Source organism: Mesorhizobium sp. M1399 (assembly GCF_040317735.1).
In the GTDB taxonomy this organism is placed as follows: domain Bacteria; phylum Pseudomonadota; class Alphaproteobacteria; order Rhizobiales; family Rhizobiaceae; genus Mesorhizobium.
In genome coordinates, this window is sequence record NZ_JAMYKZ010000011.1 from 150,918 (window position 1) to 168,166 (window position 17,249).

Here is a 17,249-nt window from a genome sequence, read left to right on the forward strand (position 1 = left end):
CCTCAATTCCATTCCGGCCTGTTCCGTCGCGGAAATTGCGGCGGAAGGGTTGTCCGCAGATGGGGACAGAGAGAGTGGCAGGATAAAGGGCCGCGAGGTGCGGCTCGGATCGGCCGATTGTTTTCCTTACAATTTTCGACTCATTTCGCGATGTGCTGCCACAATCAGCGATGTGCGCTATTCTCATTTTTTCAGTCTTTCAATGGAAACCGCACCTCGTGGCCGCCTAGCATGACGCGTGACGATAGCTTTCGCGTCCGCCCGGGTCGTATCCGCTCCCGCGCCGGCCAGCGCGCACGACCCTTCATCTTCCAGGCTCTTGCGGCCACACAGCGCGCCGGCGGTCACCTTACACGCGAGGGTCGGATCACCTCCCCGCGAGCTTCAACGTTTGGCCGCGGCAGATCAGCGAGCATCCGCGCCAGTCGCCTCATCTCTGACCGCTCACGCGGCGCCGTCGTCAAGACCCGTGTGGTGCGGCAGTTCAGAGGGTCTGCGCCACTCGCCACCCATCTCAAATATCTTCGCCGCGAAGGTGTTACACGGGATGGTGAGAAGGCGAGGATGTTCGGCCCTGACACCAAAGAGGCAGATCATGACGCCTTCTGCGATCGCTGCAAGGACGATCGGCATCACTTCCGTTTCATCGTTTCACCGGACGACGCAATGGAGCTCGGCGAGCTCAAGAACTTCACTCGTGACCTGATGGTCGACATCGAGCGCGACCTCGGCACGAGGCTTGACTGGGTAGCCGTCGATCACTGGAACACCAAACATCCGCACGTTCACATCCTCGTTCGCGGCGTTGCCGACGATGGCGAGAGTCTTGTCATCTCGCGCGACTACATCCGCCAGGGCATGCGCGATCGGGCGAGCGACATTCTCACCCAGACGCTTGGGCTCCGCACCGACCTCGACATCCGCCAGGCCATCGAGCACCAAGTCGACACTGAGCGCTGGACGCAGCTCGATCGCCAGCTTGCTCGTGACGCCGACCGTCATGGTATCATTGATCTCGCGCCACACCCTGATCGCCATCCCGACCAGTTCCTGGGGCTCAAAGTCGGCCGGCTGCGGCAACTGGAACGCCTGGGTCTCGCGAACGAGATCCGTCCCGGCCAATGGATGGTGGTCGAAGAGGCCGAGGCCACTTTGCGCGCCCTCGGTGAACGCGGCGACATCATCAAGCGCATGCACCGCAGTCTCACCGTGCATGAGCTAGAAAAGGGGACAGCCGACTACGTGCTGGCCGCCGAAAAAATTGATGCGCCCGTGATCGGCCGACTGCTCGAACGCGGCCTTGATGACGAACGGCGCGGCGCGGCCTATGCCATCGTCGATGGCATCGATGGACGCACGCACCACATTCGCTTCCATGATCCTGATGCGGCGGGAGATTCCGACCCGGGCTCGGTCGTGGAGTTGTGTCGCGATGCGAGTGCAAATGGCGGTGGCCGGGTCACGCTCGCCGTCCGCTCCGACCTCTCAATCGAACAGCAGGTCCATGCTTCCGGCGCGACTTGGCTCGATCGCCAACTCGTTGCACGCGAGCCCGCCGAATTCGGTGACGGCGGCTTTGGCAAGGACGTAGGACAGGCACTGCAAGATCGGGTAGATCACCTTGTCAGCCGCGATCTGGCCAGGCGCGAGGGACAGCGCGTCATTCTTGCCCGCAATCTGATCGATACACTACACGATCATGAGGTGGAATCGCTTGGTGCCCGCATCGCCGCCGAGACGGGCCTGTCATTCACGAAGGCTCCCAACGGCAATCATGTGGCTGGGATTTACCGGCGGCGTTTTTTGCTGGCTTCAGGCCGGCTCGCGATGATCGATAATGGACTCGAATTCAAGCTGGTGCCCTGGTCGCCGTCGCTCGAAAAGCGATTGGGTAATCAAGTTACCGGGGTCGTGTGCTCAGATACGGGGGGCGTGGATTGGAGCCTGGGAAAGAAGCGCGGCATCGGCTTATGATGGTTACACGCGTATGCTCTATCCTGATGCTGGGAAGCCGGCACGGTCCGTCGCACATCCTCTGTTTGTACCTGCACGGTGAAGCGCCAAATGGGCTCGTAAAAAACAGGGACGTTGCGAATCCTCAATCAGTCCGCGGTCAGCACGACCTTGACACTCTGAGTGCGGTCGGCGGCAAGTCGGAACGCATCGGGGGCGGAGGAAAGCGTGCGCTCCGCCGTCACCAGCTTCAGGACGTCCACCTCCCGCGACACAATGAGGTCGACTGCGCGACCGAACTCGCTGCCGAAGCGGAAGGTGCCTTTGAGGTCGATCTCCTTGGCCATCACCGCATTGGCGGGCAGCGGGATCTGGCCACCGGGAAGATTGCCGACCTGGACCACCGTGCCGCCGCGCCGGACGCTGGCGATTGCCGCGGCAAGGCCTGCGGCAGTGCCTGAAATCTCGAACGCCACGTCAAGCGAACCGCCGGCGGCGAGCGCCTGGAGCTCGCCGTCGCCGCTGGCAATGTCGATCGTCCTGTCGGCACCCAACCTGCCGGCGAAGGCGAGCGGCGCGGCGGCGATGTCGGCGACGGTCAGTTCAGCGCAGCCGGCAAGCCTGGCCGCGAGCATGGTCAAGAGACCGATGGGGCCGGCACCGAACAGGATGACGTTGCGGCCCCTGATGTCGCCCGCCCGCGCGACGGCGTGCAGGCTGACCGCCAACGGCTCGGCAAGCGCCGCCGCCTGGTAGGCCACATCAGATGGAACCTTGAAACATTGCGCGGGCTTGGCGTCGAACAGACTGGCGAAACCGCCCTGCATATGCGGCGTCTTCGATGCCGAGCCCATGAAATAGATGTTCTCGCAGAGATTGGCGCGGCCTTCCAGGCATCGCGCGCAATGCCCGCACCAGCGCGACGGATTGACCGCGACGTGGTCGCCGACGCCCAGGCCGGGTGCCGCGCCATTGATCTCGACGATTTCGCCTGAGATTTCGTGGCCGAGGACAAGCGGCGAGGTCACCACGAAATCGCCGGTACGGGCATGGCGGAAATAATGCAGGTCGGAGCCGCAGATGCCCCCGGCCTCGAAGCGCACCCGCACCATGCCTGGCGCCAGCGGTTCGAGCGGACGCTCCACGACGCGCAGGTCCTGCGGGCCGAACAGCGTCGCGGCAACCACCTGGCCGCTCACCGGATCAAGCCCATCTCGGTCGGCAGCCAGAGCGTGATGGCGGGTATGAAGGTGATCAGAAGCAGCGCCACGATAAGCGGCACCAGCCACGGCAGGATCGCCATGGTGGTGCGCTCGACAGAAAGCTTGGCGACACGTGACAGCACGAACAGCACCATGCCGAGCGGCGGGTGCAAAAGCCCGATCATCAGGTTGAGCGTCATGATCAGCCCGAAATGCACCGGGTTGATGCCGTAGACGGCGGCAACCGGCAGCAGGATCGGCACCAGAATCGTGATCGCGGCGATCGTATCGAGGAAGCAGCCGACCACCAGCATCAGGATGTTGACCAGGATCAGGAACACCCACTTGTTTTCGGTGAGCGCGAAAATGAAGTTCGAAAACAGCTGCGCTGCCTGGCTGACGGTGAGCAGCCAGGCGAAGATCGATGCGGCGGTGACGATGAAGAGCACCGAGGCGGTCGTTTCGATCGTGTCGAAGCTGGCCTTGGCAAGCAAACGCAGCGTCATCGTGCGGTAGCGCACCAGCCCGAGGAAAAGCGACCAGATGACAGCCGCCATCGCGGCTTCGGTTGGCGTGAACCAGCCCATCGTCATGCCGCCGATCAGGATGACCGGCGTCATCAGCGCCATGACCGCGGAGAAGTCGAAATACCAGTCCGCCGCGACCAGCACCAGCAGCGCGATGCCGACCGCGATATTGATCGACAGGCCAAGCTGCACAAGCACGTAACAGCCAATCGGAAAGGCAGCCACCACCAGCACCTCGCCTGCTGCTTCGGCGAGCCGCCGAAGCTCGAAAGGTGTGTCGGAACCCCAGCCGCGACTGTAGGCAAAGATGGCAACCGTAATCATCATCAGCACGGTCATGACCACGCCGGGCAGGATGCCGGCCATGAACAGCGCACCGATCGAGACATTGGCCATCATGCCGTAGATGACGAAGGGCAGCGAGGGCGGAAAGATCGGCCCGAGCGTGGCGGAAGCGGCGGTGACGCCGACCGCGGCGTCGATAGGATAGCCGTGGTCCTTCATCGCCTTGATCTCGATCGTGCCAATGCCGGCGGCGTCGGCGAGCGCGGTGCCCGACATGCCGGAAAAGATCACCGATCCGATGATGTTGACCTGCGCCAGACCGCCCTTCATCCAGCCGACCAGGGCAAGGGCAAAGGAATAGATGCGCCCGGTGACGCCGGCGATGTTCATGAGGTTGCCGGCCAGGATGAAGAAGGGAACGGCGAGCAGTGGAAAGCTCTCGACCCCGGCGATCATGCGCTGGGCCGCAATGATATCGGGCGCCACGCCGTAGATGACGAGGTAAAGGATCGAGGCGGCCGCCATCGAAACGGCGACCGGCACGCCGATGAGCATCAGGACAAGAAAGCCCCCTACCAGAAGCAGCATCGCTCAGACCCCCGCCGTCTCGAACGCCCCGGGACGCTCGAGCACCGAATAGCCGCGCCTGTAATTGCCGATGAAGACCTGGATCGAGCGCAGAAGCATCAGCACGAAGCCAGCCAAGACGGCGTAGAAGAACCAGCGCCGCGGCAGGTTGACTGTGACCATGCGCTCATGCGCCACGATCGTGACGTAGCGCCACATCAGCCATGTTCCGTAGGCGAAGAATGCAATGCGGATAATATCGACGGCGAGCGCCAGCCAGCGGCCAACGCGCTCCGGCAGATAGTGGTAAAGCACATCGACATGGATATGGCGCGAAAGGCGCACGCACATGGCGGCGCCGAGAAAAACGACGACGACGAGCGCGTTGATGGCGATCTCCTCGGTCCAGGCAAGGCTGTTGTTCAGCGCATAGCGGGTGAAGAACTGCAGGAAGACACAGACGACCATGCCCCAGAACACGGCAAGCGTGATCCAGTCCTCGATACCGTGGTCCGACAGGTCGACGTGTACCGGCACCTCCTCGAAGGCGTGGGCGATCTCTTCGACGGTGATCTCGGTGTGGTGTTCCTCGGCCATTGGCGCGGGCTCCCGAAGCTGGTGGTCGTCAAGGATTGGAAAGGCCGTCCGGCACAATTTCAAGCCGGACGGATGGGCAGGTTAAAGCGGCGAATCCGATTGCCGCCCTATCCTCTTGATTGAGCATCCGATTTCCCGATGCCCTATTTGATGGCGCGGATCGCTTCCCAATCGGCCTTGTTGTAGCCGAATTCCTCGAAGGTGACCTTCTCCAGCACATTCTTCTCGAAGTCGGCACGGTCGACATCGGTTACGCTGATGCCGCGGTCCTTGAATACCTGCACCAGTTCCTTTTCGCGGGCGACGATCTTCGCCGTGGCGCGGGCGGCAGCCTCCTGCATCACCTCGGTGAAGATCTTCTTGTCCTCGTCGGAAAGCGAGGCCCAGCGCGACGCCGATATGATGGTGTTGAGATGATCGACGATATGGCCGGTGAGCACGATGTTCTTCTGCACCTCGTAAAATTTCTTCGCCTCGATGGTGGTCAGCGGGTTCTCCTGGGCCTCGACCGTGCCGTTCTGCAGGGCGAGATAGACCTCGGCGAAGGCAATCGGCGCGGTGTTGGCGCCGCAGGCACGCGGCATGGCTAGATAGGCGGGCACGTCGGGGACGCGCATCTTCAAGCCCTGCATGTCGGAGCACTTGGCGATCGGCCGGTTCGAGGTGGTCTGCCGCGTTCCATAATAGGTGGTGGCGGCGATGTGATTGCCGGTCTTGTCCTCGTAGCCCTTGGTCAGGGCCTTGTAGACGTCGCTCTTGGTGTATTTCAGCAGATGGTCGGCATCGCGGAAAGTGTATGGGAAATAGGTGACGCCGATCGGTGGATATTCGCGCGCTGCGAAGCTCGATCCGGAAATGATGATATCGACGGTGCCGAGCATCAGGCCCTGGTTGATGTCTGCTTCCTTGCCAAGCTGCGAGGCCGGATAGACGTCGATGGCGTAGCGGCCCTGGGTGCGCTTCTTGATCTCGTCGGCCGCCCACACGGATTCGGTGTGGAAGGGCTCCGTCGTCTCGTAGACATGTGCCCATTTCAGGACCGTTTCCGCCGAGGCCGACGCCATGGGTATGGCAATTGCGGCGATCGCACCGAGCAGAACTGCGTATTTTCTCAGCATCTAATTCCTCCCTGGTTGGATTTGACGGCCGGATCTCCCCCCGGCCAACTGCTATTCCGCAACCTCCTTGGCTGCGGCTCTCTCATCGAAATTGCGTGAGAATCTGATTTGCGACTGGCGCAGATGCTGCTGCATGGCGGCCTTGGCCCGCTCGGGGTCGCGCGCGGCAATCGCATCGCGCACGGCACGATGCTCCTTTGCCGCTATCTGCCAGGAATCGTTGGTCTCGAAATAGATCGACAGGCGTTCGAAGTACGGGTTCATGCGCTGGTCGAAGAGCTCGCCGATGAAGCGCACCAGCACCGCGTTCTCGAGAATGCCGGCGACTGCAGTATGGAATTCCCGGTCGAGCGTAATGGTCATCTTGTTGGGGTGACGCATGGCCTCCATCCGGCGCAGCACGTCGTCGAGCCGTTCGATATCTGCAGGCCGGACGTGGAGAGCAGCTTCGGCGGCGATCGCGCCTTCGACGAATTCGCGCGCGCGCAACAGCTCGAACGGGCCTTCCTCGATTTCGGGTTCGGAGGCGGGGGCGCTCGGCGGATCGGTGACGTAGATGCCCGAGCCGACGCGGATGCGTATGCGGCCTTCGACCTCCAGCGCTATCAGCGCTTCACGGACCGTCGGGCGGGAAATTCCGAGCTGGTCGGCCAGATCCCGCTCGGTCGGCAGACGGTCGCCGACGGAAAACTCGCCGGCATCGATCAGTTGCCTGAGCTGATCGGCGACCTGTCGGTATAGCCGGCGTGGTTCAACGGCCTGGATCGGCATGCGTGTTTAGTTCCCTCCCCGGCTCGCCCCTGGTACATTGGTCTGACCCATTGACCGCAAGCTTAGACAGACCATGCAGAGAGTCAAGCTCGACAGAACCGCGGCCCGCGCACCGGAAGGCGGCGGCATTCGGCAGGCATTCCATGCGTCAGCGCCGTCCTCCGCGAATGACCAGGACGTTCCCGGCGGCGACGAGGACGAGCCCGATGATCGCGTAAGCGGTCCAGGCATAGCCTTCCAGCGCCGTGGAGATCAAAAGCGCAAAGACGGGAAATATGACGGTCGCATAGCCGGCGCGGGCGCCGCCAATGCGTCCGAGCAGCGTCAGGTAGGCGGCGAAAGCCATGACCGTCGATATGACGGCGAGGAAGACCAGCGAGCCGATATAAGAGGCGGTCGTCGCGAACACGAACGGCTCACCGAGCAGGAAGGCCAGGAACGCCGACCACAGAGTGCCGTAGAGCATGCCCCAGGCGCTGGTTGAAACGAGCGGCAGGCCGCGGCGCTGGTTTGCGACGGAGACGAGATTACCGGCGCAGAAGCTCAGCGTGCCACAGAGGCACAGCAGAAGGCCCACCAACGTCCTGCCTGAAAGCCCGTTCGCGGCAATTTCGGGAAAGAACATCAGCGCTATGCCGGCGAAGCCAATAACGCCGCCGGCGAGAATGCGCGGCGCCGGGCGCTCGCCGATGACCAAGGCACCGAGCAGCATGTTGATGACCGAGGCGAGCGAGAAGACGACCGAGAGCAATCCGCTGACGAGATAGCCGGCGCCGTAATAGAAAAACAGGAAGTTCGATGAGAAGATGAGGATGCCGAGCACAGCAAAGCGCAGATGATCGGTGATCGGAAAGCGGAGCCGCCCGCCGGAAAAACCGGCCCAGGCAAACATCAGCAGCGTGGCGATGGCGAAGCGCCAGACCAGATTGACCTCGTTCGATACGCCGCTGCCGACCTGAAGTTCGATCGCGAACCACGATGCGCTCCAGGCGATGACCGTCAGCGCGTAAAGCCCGTAGTCGACGGGTTCGAAGGGGCGGTCGCGCGTCGTCGTGCGCTTTTCCGCGGTAGCCGGCTCCGGGGCGCCGTTTGGTTCTCTTGTTACCGACATGCTGGCCAAGACTCTTCCGCTCATAAGGCGCTTATAGACCAACCGTCCGCCTTCGCCGCTTCTGACCCCAGACGACGAGACCGAGCAACAGCAGTGCCGGGATGGCGAACCAATAGCGCGACGGCCGTTCCGCAGGGACTAGCACCTGATTGATTTCGTCGCCCGGCTGCAGGCCGAATTTGGCCGCCTGGCTGCCCAGTCGCACCACGCCGACCGTCACGTTATCGCCAAGCGCACTGACGTCCAAGCCCGCGGCCTTCAGGCGTTCGGCCGATGAATTTCCAGGCCCGAGTTGTAGTCGCACCAGCTTCGATATCTCATCGCCGTTGAGGTTCAGTGTCGTCAGGCGCAAGCGAACTGCGCCCCCCTCGGCTGTCTCGTCGACGATACGGCCGAGTTCGGAGGCAGGCACTGCCCGATAGGGTTCGCTCACCTGATCGAGCAAGAGTCCCGGCCTGAACAAGATGAAACAGGCCAGCAGCAACGCAATCGTCTCGTACCAGCGGTTGCGCACGAGCATCCAATTCTGCGTCGCTGCTACAAACGAGACCATGGCCAGCGTCGACGTCACCACCATCGCGACGAAGTCGAACGGACCTTCGAGATCGATCATCAGCAGTCCGGTGTTGAAGATGAAGATGAACGGCAGCAGGCCGGTACGGATCTCGTATTTGAAACCCTGAATCCCGGTCTTCACCGGATCGGCGCCGGAAATTGCCGCAGCAGCATAAGCCGCCAGCCCCACTGGCGGCGTCACGTCTGCCATCAGCCCGAAATAGAAAACGAACATATGGACGGCGACCAGCGGCACGGCAAGATCGTTCTGCGCCGCCAAATCGACGATGACCGGCGCCATCAAGGTGGCGACGACGACATAGCTTGCAGTGGTCGGCATGCCCATGCCGAGAATGATGCAGATCACCGCGGTGAACAAGAGCATGACGATGAAGCTGCCGCCCGAGATGAATTCGACCAGCTCGGTCATCACCAGCCCGATGCCCGTGAGCAGAACCGTGCCGACGATGATGCCGGCCGTCGCAGTGGCAATGCCGACCGTCGTCATGTTCCCTGCAGCGGCGGACAGGCCACCGACCAGATCGTCGAAACCGCGAAGCCAATGCCGTGCCAGCGCACGGTCCTTGCGGAAAAAGGCGGTGAGCGGCCGTTGCGTCACGATCAGCGCCATCAGGGCGACAGCGCCCCAGAATGCCGACAGGCCGGGCGACAGCTCCTCCACCATCAGGCACCAGATCAGCAGGATCACCGGCAGCAGAAAATGCAGGCCGGTGCGCGCCGTCTCGCCGAAATGCGGAATCCTTACGATCTCGCCCTCCAGATCCTCCAGCGGCAGGTCGGGATAGCGCGCACGGTAGGCGACAAGGCCGATGTAGACGGCGATCAGCGCGGCAGTGATCATCCAGGTCGCGGCCGCGCCGAAAACGATCTTCGTCCAGCCAATGCCGTAATAGACAAGCCCTGCGAGGACGATGAAGCCGCATATGCCCATCAGCCCACGCAGCGCACCCTGAAATGCGGAGTGCGTGCTGCGTGACGGCAGGCCCTTCATCCCCGTCTTCATCGCCTCGATATCGACGATGTAGAACAACGAGCCGTAGGTCAGCAGCGCTGGATAGAAGGCATGCTTGACCACCTCGGCATAGGAGATGCCGACATATTCCGCGATCAGGAACGCGGCGGCGCCCATCACCGGAGGCATCAGCTGACCATTGACGCCGGCCGCGCATTCGATGGCGCCCGCCTTCACCGCAGAATATCCGACCCGGCGCATCAGCGGGATGGTGAAGGTTCCGGTGGTCACGACATTGGCGATCGACGACCCAGAAATCATGCCGGTCAGGCCGGAAGCCACGACACCGGCCTTGGCCGGACCGCCGCGGTATTTGCCGAGCAGCGAGAAGGCAAGCTGGATGAAAAAGCCGCCGGCGCCGGCGCGCTCCAGCAATGTTCCGAACAGAACGAACATGAAGACGACATTGGTGGACACACCGAGGGCAACACCGAAGACCCCCTCCGACGTCAGCCACATCTGCGAGGCTGCGCGCGATAACGTCGCGCCCTTGTGGCCGAGCAGGCCAGGTAGGTGAGGCCCGGCGAAGATATAGATCAGCATGATCGCCGCGATGACGGTGATAGCAGGCCCGACGGCGCGACGCGCGGCCTCGAGCAGGATGAGGACGCCGGCGATCGAGACGACCAGGTCAGCCGTAGTCGGAAGACCCGGCCGATGGGCGATATCGCTGTAAAAAACCAACAGATAGAGGGCGGACGCCGCCCCGGCGATGCCTAGCACCCAGTCGGGCGGCGGCACCCGGCTGCGCGACGAGGTCTTGAAGGCCGGAAACGTCAGCATCGCCAGAAACAGGGCGAAGGCCAGATGAATGGAGCGGGCGATGCCGTCGCTGACAACTCCAAAATTGAGCATGAACGGAAGGGGCGAGGCATACCAGAGCTGGAACAGCGACCATGCCAGCGATACGCCGAGGATCAGCTTCGCGGTGCGGCCGGTCGGCTTGCGCCCACCGGTGTCGGCCTCGGCGACGATCTCGCTGAGCTTGTCAATGTCGATAACGGGTTGGTCAGGCGCTGCCGCCCGCTGGCTTTGATCTGTCATCGTTCCCCACAATTATTTGCGATGCGAGGTGCCCGTTGCGCCTCGCATCGGAGGCCTCAGAGCCAGCCCTTTTCCTTGTAGTAGCGCTCCGCGCCCGGATGTACCGGCGCCGACAGACCGGTCTTGATCATCTCCTTGGGATCGAGATTGGCGAAGGCCGGATGCAGTTTCTTGAAGTCGTCGAAATTTTCGAAGACCGACTTCACCAGTTCGTAGACCACCTCATCGGGCGTGCTGGCGTTCGCCACGACAGTGGCGCGGACGCCGAATGTCTTCACGTCGTCCGGATTGTTGGCGTACATGCCGCCCTTGATGGTGGCGACTGAAAAGTAGGGATGGGCTGCTAACAGCGCGTCCACTGCCGGACCGGTCAGTGGGATGAGTTTGGCGCCACAGGCCGTGGTCGGATCCTGGATCGCGGCGGAAGGATGACCGACGCCATAGAAGAAACCATCGATCTTGTTGTCGCACAGCGCGCTGCCCTGCTCGTCCGCCTTCAGCTCAGCGGCAAGCGAGAAATCGCCGAGCGTCCAGCCAATCTGCTTGAGCAATTCCTCCATCGACGAGCGGGTGCCTGATCCGGGATTGCCGACGTTGAAGCGTTTGCCTTGAAGTCCTCGAATTTGGTGACGCGGGCGTCCGGCCGCGCCAGCACGGTAAACGGCTCGGGATGGACGGAGAACACGGCCCGCAGATCCTTGAACGGCTTGCCGTCGAAATTTCCAGTCCCCTCATAGGCCTGGTACTGGACGTCCGATTGGGTCAAGCCGAAATCGAGGTCGCCGGTCTGGATGGAGTTGACGTTGAAGACGGAACCGCCGGTCGACTCGGTCGAGCATCGGATGCCGGTTTTCTGCCGGTCCTTGTTCATCAGTCGGCAAATGGCGCCGCCCACAGCGTAGTAGACGCCGGTGACCCCGCCGGTGCCGACCGTGACGAAGCGCTGCTCGGCTCCGACGGATGGCAGCGCCAGCAGCATGCAGGCCGCCGCGCCGATCAGGGTTTTCATCGAACTATACATGGTTGCTACCTCTCTGGTGGTTGTCCCGGCCCGTCGCCGATGACGCGTTGGAATTGGGTTGAGACGATCCGCGTCGTGCGGGTCAGGCCGCTGAAGCGATCGCAGCGTCGATCGCCTCACCGAGCCGTTCGACTATCCGATCGATATCCTGTTTGGAGATGATGAAAGGCGGCGCCACAAGCACATGAACGCCGCGCACACCGTCAATCGTCCCGGCCATCGGGTAAATCATCAGGCCGCGGGCCATTGCTTCGCGCTTGATGCGGGCGTTGAGTTCAAGCCTCTGGTCGAACGGCTCCTTGGTGGCGCGATCAACCACCAGCTCGATTCCCCTAAACAGACCCCGCCCGCGAATGTTGCCGACGTGATGGTGGTTATCGAAGCGTTGGTGCAGGCGTTCGTCCAGCTGCGCGCCCATTGCGCTGACGTTGTCGAGCAGACGGTCACGTCGGATGACCTCCTGCACGGCAAGGCCGGCCGCGGCCGCCATTGGATGCCCCATATAGGTATGCCCATGCTGGAAGAAGCCCGAGCCTTGGGCAAAGGCGTCGAAGATATGCCTGCCAAGCAGCACCGCGCCAATCGGCTGGTAGCCGCCGCCGAGCCCCTTGGCGACGGTCAGCAGGTCGGGAGTGATGCCGTCCTGTTCGCACGCATGCAGCGTGCCGGTACGGCCCATGCCGCACATCACTTCGTCGAGGATGAGCAGCACGCCGTAGCGGTCGCAGATCGCGCGAATGTGCTTGAAATAATTGGCAACCGGCGGCACGGCGCCGAGTGTGGCACCCACCACCGGCTCGGCGACAAAGGCGATGACCTCGTCCGGGCCGAGTTCGAGGATCTTGTCTTCGAGCTGCTGGGCGGCGCGCGCCGCATAGGCTTCGTCGCTTTCGCCATGCTTTTGATAGCGATAGGCGTAACAGGGGTCGATGTGATGGGTCTCGATCAGCAACGGCCTGAATTGGGCGCGCCGCCATTCATTGCCGCCGGTGGCGAGAGCACCGAGCGTATTGCCGTGATAACTCTGCCGGCGTGCGATGAGATGGCGCCGTTGCGGTTCGCCTTTCTCGACAAAATATTGCCTGGCCATCTTGAGCGCGGCCTCGACCGCCTCCGAGCCGCCGCTGACCAGATAGACATGGTCCAACCCTTCCGGCGCGTCCTCCACCAGCCGATCTGTCAAGCGCTCCGCCACCTCGGTGGTGAAGAAGCTGGTGTGAGCGTAGGCGATGCGGTCAAGCTGGGTGTGCAGTGCAGCGATCACGTCGGGATGACCGTGGCCGAGACAGGACACGGCGGCGCCGCCCGACGCGTCGATATAGGACTTGCCCTCGGCATCGAACAGTTCGATGCCTTGGCCGCGAATGGCGATCGGCAGCGTCGAGTGGATGGTTCGATGAAGAATGTGTGTCATCGACGGTCCCTCATGGGCATTTTCTTCGGCGGACGTTGGTTCAGATGGGTCTTGAGGGCGGCGCCCTGCTCATCGAAACGTCGCAGCGACTCAACAGCGCCCTCGCCTGCCTGCCCTGCGACAAGAGCACCGAGGACCTCCGCAACGATGAAAGCTGGCGTCATGGTGTGGAAAAAGGACGGGCTGCCCGTCGGCACGATGACCAGGTGATCGGCAAGCAGCGCCAAGGGCGCTACCCCGCTGTCGGTGATCGCAATGACCGGTACGCCGCGGCCGGCAGCATACTCGACAAGCTCGATGGTGAAGCGCGTGTAGGGCAGGACGCTGGCGGCGACAAGCACGTCGTCCTTGGTCGCGTGGGCCAGAGCGTCGCCGTCGGTTCCGCCGATGCCGTGCAGCAGCACCGACTTCTCGCCGATCAGCGACAGGATGTAATGCAGATGCCAGGCCACTGCGTGGCTCGAGCGCAGGCCGAGGCAATAGACGCGCCTTGCCGCACTCAGCGCCCTGGCCGTGCCGACCAGACGGTCGATCGACCTGCTTTCGGCGAGATGGGCAAGCTGGCTGGAAATTGAATCCAGAATATCGGCCGCCAGCGCGTGGTCGCCCTTGAGCTTTTGGCTGGCCACCTGGAGGCCCGCCTTGCCGGCAAAACCGATTTCGCCGTCCCGGATCGCGGCGGCGTAGATATCGCGTACGGTCTCGTAGCCATCAAGGCCGAGATGCTGGGCCAGCCGCGTCATCGTGGCCGGCTGCACTCCCGCGTGCCGGGCCTGCTCCCGCATGGACAACAACGCGACATCATACGGCTTATCAAGGACATAGCGCGCGGCGGACCGAAGCTGCGCCGACATGCCGTCGAAGGCACTGACGATCTGTCCAGCAAGCTCTCCCTGATCCATGGATATTGCTAGCTCGCCAGACCAGCGATTGCAACGTCTGTTTCAGTGTGGTCAAAGATTGATTCATATGAATCTTGTCACTCACAGAGCGTCTCCATGAAGCCGGCCCATGGTCTCGATCGCGTCGCCATAGCTGTCGCGCCGAACGGGGGACGTCGCAGCAAGGCCGACCATCCGGCGATTCCGCTGACACCAGCCGAACTTGCGCGGACGGCCGCGGAATGCGCCGATGCCGGTGCGGCTATGATCCACGTCCATGTCCGCGACAGAAGCGGCAATCATCTGCTCGACGCCGACGCCTACCGCCAGGCGATCGCCGCCATCCGCGGTGCCGCCGGCGACCGCTTGGTAGTTCAGATCACTTCCGAAGCACTCAGTATCTATTCGCCGGCCCAGCAGATGGCCGTCGTACAAGATGTGAAGCCGCAAGCTGTCTCCCTGGCGCTTCGCGAAATCGTTCCTGATGCCGGATCGGAGCTCGCATTCGCGCGCTTCATGGCCTGGCTGCGCACCGAGGGAGTAGCGCCGCAGATCATCCTCTATTCGCCCGAGGAGGCCGTCAGGCTTTCGGACATGCAGCAGCGCGGACTGATCCCCTGGGCAAGCATACCGGTTCTCTACGTGCTGGGCCGCTACACGCCGGGACAGACGTCCGTTCCTGCCGATCTCCTGCCATTCCTCGCGGCGAACACGCCGCGCTTCGACCGTTGGAGCGTCTGCGCCTTCGGCCGCAACGAAGCGGCGTGCGTGATCGCCGCCGCGTTGCTTGGCGGCCATATCCGGGTCGGCTTCGAAAACAATCTCTTCCTTCCGGACGGCAGAATAGCTTCGTCCAACGCCGAACCGGTAGCGACGGTCGCACGCATACTCGCCGACTGCGGCGTCAAGATCGCCTCGGCCGCCGAGTTGGCGGCTCAATGGAACGCGCCGTTTCGTTCCATATGACAAACCAAAGCCTATTTTCGGCGGCAAGCTCGCGTAAGGCATAGAGAGGCGGCTGCAATGTCATCGCCACGGAAGAACGACGTGTCCCCGCCTACGGCGCGGCGATTGCAACAACAGTGCCGGTCGTTGTAACCATTCCGGCCGCTTGATTTTGGAGGAGACGCAGCATGGACCGATTCACCGGCGGGTGCCTGTGTGGCAACGTCCGAATTGTCGCGTCGGGGCGCCCATACCGGGTCGGCCTTTGCCACTGTCTCGACTGCCGCAAGCATCATGGCGCCCTTTTTCACGCTTCCGCGATATTTCCTGAGGATGCGGTGACGATCGACGGCGAAACACGCGACTATGCCGGGCGGTTTTTCTGTCCGCGCTGCGGCTCGTCGATTTTCGGACGCACCGCCGACGAAATCGAAGTGAACCTGGGATCCCTGGATGCGCCTGACCAACTGATGCCGACCTACGAAAGCTGGATCGTCCGTCGCGAGTCCTGGTTGCCGCCGTTTCCGCTCACCAGACGATACGAGCGCGATCGTGACGCCACGGGTCGCTTTGAGGAATAGGTCGCACGAACGGTGCGACGGCGCCGGCGCGTCACTCCGGAAGGCCGGCCTTGCGGAAGCCGTCAACGAAATGCTCAAGCGTCGCAGCGTCGCGGAATGGCTCCGTCGTCGCCCAGTGCCGGGTTGTGAAATGCGGGTTGCCGACGAGGAACAGTTCGACCTCTGCACGCGCCTCGTCGAGCCGGCCGAGTTGGGCAAGGCTTGCCGCCAGGAAACGGCGTGAGCTTGTACGATAAGTCTCGTCCCTGCGCAGTGTCTCGACAGCAGCCTCGTATTCGCGGGCCGCGTATTGCGCCTGCCCGAGCGTCAGATAATACCAACTTGCCGGAAACGGGTTCAGCCGGAAGGCCTTGCGGATGTGCTCAAGGCCCTCCTCGACCTGCCCCGCCAAGATCGCGATGTCGGACAGTGCCGCCCAGGCATCGGCCTCGTTCGGGTCGAGCTCGATGGCCTTGGCGAATTCCGCATCCGCCTCGGCGAAGCTGCGCTCATAGGCAAGCAGGTAAGCCAATACCCAGCGGCAGCCGGCATCGTTGGGATCGATCGCCACGGCTTTGCGCGCCAGCTCCAAAGCAACGCTACGGGACGTTTCGGTTGGTCCGCCGGAATGCACCCATCCCATCCAGTGGTTCATGGCAAGCCAGCGATAGGCCTCGGCGTATTCCGGATCGAGCGAAACCGCGCGGGTGAGCATCAGATGCGCTTCCCGCGCCGTCTGCGGCGAATCATCCATCAGCTTGCGCGCCCGCACGCAGAGATCGTAGGCCTCGAGATTTTTGGGCCGATTGCGCGGCGCTGGTGCGCGTAGCCGGCCGAGCAGCGCCTCGACGATCTTGCCGGTGACCTCGTCCTGAACGGCAAAAATATCTTCCAGGCTGCGATCGAAGCGTTCCGCCCATAGATGATCGCCGCTCGTCGCGTCGACCAGTTGTGCATTGATGCGCACCTGCCCGGCGGCGCGTCTTGCGCTTCCCTCCAGCAGGTAGCGCACGCCAAGCTCCCCAGCGATCCCGCGCACGTCCATCGCCTTTCCTTTGTAGGCGAAGGCCGAGTTGCGTGCGATAACGAACAGGCCGGAGATCCTCGACAGATCCGTGATCAGGTCTTCGGTCAACCCATCGGCGAAGGATTCCTGCTCGGGATCGTTGCTGACATTAACGAAGGGCAGCACGGCTATCGATGGTTTGCCGGGCAGTGGCAAAGGTTTTCGCTTGGCGCCGCCGAGCTGTTCGACGGCGCCCGTGAAGCGGTAGCCGATGCGCGGAACCGTGACGATCCATTCACCGCCGTCGGCGGCCGGACCAAGCAGCTTCCGCAGCAGCGCTATCTGGACGGTAAGGTTGCCCTCCTCGACGGCGGTGCCCGGCCACGTCGCGTCCATCAACTCAGCCTTGCTCAGGATTTCGCCGGACCGTCCGACGAGCGCCGCAAGCAGCTTTAGCCCGCGGTAGCCAACGGCAACGGGGACACCGTTCCGGAGGAGCGTTCCCGCGCCCGGATCAAGCGCGAACGGTCCAAAGGCAAAGCGCGATCCCTGCATACGGCGCATCTATAGCCCGTTTGGAAGTTTTGAGAACTATTTGGGAGAGCTTAATTACGGCGCTGTTCGTATCCTGCAGAATTCCTCCTCTTTCAGGTCGAGGG

General features: G+C 62.7%; 13 protein-coding genes and 1 pseudogene. 3 read left to right on the top strand and 11 right to left on the bottom strand.

All coding sequences use genetic code 11. The annotated features are described in order from the left end of the window. Window positions 1–231: 231 nt before the first annotated feature. Window positions 232–1,974, top strand: a complete 1,743-nt coding sequence (locus tag NKH05_RS20570) for a relaxase/mobilization nuclease domain-containing protein (RefSeq protein ID WP_353025962.1) — start codon at window positions 232–234, stop codon at window positions 1,972–1,974. Between the two features lie 128 nt (window positions 1,975–2,102). On the opposite strand, the gene NKH05_RS20575 is transcribed toward NKH05_RS20570, so the two are convergent. From NKH05_RS20575 to NKH05_RS20620, 10 genes and pseudogenes are all read right to left on the bottom strand, one after another. After that, a complete protein-coding gene (locus tag NKH05_RS20575) occupies window positions 2,103–3,152 on the bottom strand; it encodes an L-idonate 5-dehydrogenase (protein WP_352483861.1) in 1,050 nt (349 codons plus the stop codon). Further along, the gene (locus tag NKH05_RS20580) at window positions 3,149–4,555 is read right to left on the bottom strand and encodes a TRAP transporter large permease (RefSeq protein WP_352483860.1); all 1,407 of its coding nucleotides are present in this window, start codon (window positions 4,553–4,555) and stop codon (window positions 3,149–3,151) included. The genes NKH05_RS20575 and NKH05_RS20580 overlap by 4 nt, the downstream gene beginning before the upstream one ends. A 3-nt stretch (window positions 4,556–4,558) precedes the next feature. Further along, window positions 4,559–5,131: a TRAP transporter small permease gene (locus NKH05_RS20585; protein ID WP_023717040.1), complete on the bottom strand. Its 573-nt coding sequence runs from the start codon at window positions 5,129–5,131 to the stop codon at window positions 4,559–4,561. Window positions 5,132–5,274: 143 nt separating this feature from the next. Further along, entirely contained in the window at window positions 5,275–6,249 is a 975-nt protein-coding gene (locus tag NKH05_RS20590) for a sialic acid TRAP transporter substrate-binding protein SiaP (RefSeq protein ID WP_023717039.1), read from the bottom strand. A 51-nt stretch (window positions 6,250–6,300) separates the two neighbouring features. Continuing rightward, window positions 6,301–7,020: a FadR/GntR family transcriptional regulator gene (locus NKH05_RS20595; protein WP_031193403.1), complete on the bottom strand. Its 720-nt coding sequence runs from the start codon at window positions 7,018–7,020 to the stop codon at window positions 6,301–6,303. 148 nt (window positions 7,021–7,168) lie between these two features. Beyond that, entirely contained in the window at window positions 7,169–8,131 is a 963-nt protein-coding gene (locus NKH05_RS20600) for a DMT family transporter (RefSeq protein WP_023717038.1), read from the bottom strand. 31 nt (window positions 8,132–8,162) lie between these two features. Next, window positions 8,163–10,763 carry a TRAP transporter permease gene (locus tag NKH05_RS20605; RefSeq protein WP_353025964.1) on the bottom strand — a complete coding sequence of 867 codons (2,601 nt, stop codon included), beginning with the start codon at window positions 10,761–10,763 and terminating at the stop codon, window positions 8,163–8,165. A gap of 56 nt (window positions 10,764–10,819) precedes the next feature. Beyond that, window positions 10,820–11,772: pseudogene (locus NKH05_RS20610) on the bottom strand (TAXI family TRAP transporter solute-binding subunit). A 94-nt stretch (window positions 11,773–11,866) separates the two neighbouring features. Beyond that, on the bottom strand, window positions 11,867–13,198 hold the full coding sequence (locus NKH05_RS20615) for an aspartate aminotransferase family protein (protein WP_353025966.1): 1,332 nt from the start codon (window positions 13,196–13,198) through the stop codon (window positions 11,867–11,869). Beyond that, entirely contained in the window at window positions 13,195–14,100 is a 906-nt protein-coding gene (locus tag NKH05_RS20620; RefSeq protein WP_352589091.1) for a MurR/RpiR family transcriptional regulator, read from the bottom strand. Before NKH05_RS20620 ends, NKH05_RS20615 begins: the two co-directional genes overlap by 4 nt. A 96-nt stretch (window positions 14,101–14,196) precedes the next feature. On the opposite strand from NKH05_RS20620, the gene NKH05_RS20625 reads away from it, so the two are divergent. After that, complete coding sequence (locus NKH05_RS20625; protein WP_353025967.1) at window positions 14,197–15,045, top strand: beta-keto acid cleavage family enzyme; 849 nt, start codon at window positions 14,197–14,199, stop codon at window positions 15,043–15,045. A 167-nt stretch (window positions 15,046–15,212) separates the two neighbouring features. Beyond that, window positions 15,213–15,605, top strand: a complete 393-nt coding sequence (locus NKH05_RS20630) for a GFA family protein (RefSeq protein ID WP_352589085.1) — start codon at window positions 15,213–15,215, stop codon at window positions 15,603–15,605. A gap of 31 nt (window positions 15,606–15,636) precedes the next feature. On the opposite strand, the gene NKH05_RS20635 is transcribed toward NKH05_RS20630, so the two are convergent. Beyond that, complete coding sequence (locus tag NKH05_RS20635; protein ID WP_353026002.1) at window positions 15,637–17,145, bottom strand: winged helix-turn-helix domain-containing tetratricopeptide repeat protein; 1,509 nt, start codon at window positions 17,143–17,145, stop codon at window positions 15,637–15,639. Window positions 17,146–17,249: the final 104 nt, after the last annotated feature.